The sequence below is a fragment of the Caballeronia terrestris genome (genome assembly GCF_001544515.1).
Taxonomy (GTDB): Bacteria; Pseudomonadota; Gammaproteobacteria; order Burkholderiales; family Burkholderiaceae; genus Caballeronia; species Caballeronia terrestris.
The window spans coordinates 1-533 of record NZ_FCOL02000631.1 but is presented as its reverse complement, the minus strand read 5'-3'; the positions used below and the strand labels follow the sequence as shown (position 1 = coordinate 533).

Sequence of the window (533 nt, the reverse complement as noted above, 5' to 3'; positions counted from 1 at the left end):
GACGTCGACTGGAACGCCGTCGAGGAAGTGATCTTCGGCTGCGCGAATCAGGCGGGCGAAGACAATCGCAACGTCGCGCGCATGTCGACGTTGCTGGCCGGCTTTCCCGAAGGTGTTCCGGGAACGACAGTGAACCGCCTGTGCGGCTCGGGCATGGACGCGATCGGCATTGCCGCGCGCGCGATCAAGTCGGGCGAGGCGAGCCTCCTGATCGCGGGCGGCGTGGAGAGCATGAGCCGCGCGCCGTTCGTACAGGGCAAGGCGACCTCGGCGTTCTCGCGTCAGGCCGACATCTACGACACGACCATCGGCTGGCGCTTCGTCAATCCGCTGATGAAAAAGCTGCACGGCGTCGATTCGATGCCGGAAACGGCGGAAAACGTCGCGGATGACTATAAGGTAAGCCGCGCCGATCAGGACGCGTTCGCCGTGCGCAGCCAGCAGAAGGCGGCGCGGGCGAAGGCCGACGGCACGTTCGCGCAGGAAATCGTCGCGGTGACGATCGCGCAGAAGAAGGGCGATCCGATCGTCGT

General features: G+C 65.5%; 1 protein-coding gene. It reads left to right on the top strand.

Annotated elements, in window-relative coordinates:
• The coding region (locus tag AWB67_RS39305) for a thiolase family protein (RefSeq protein WP_268808181.1) at positions 1-533 on the top strand (533 nt) is incomplete at both ends.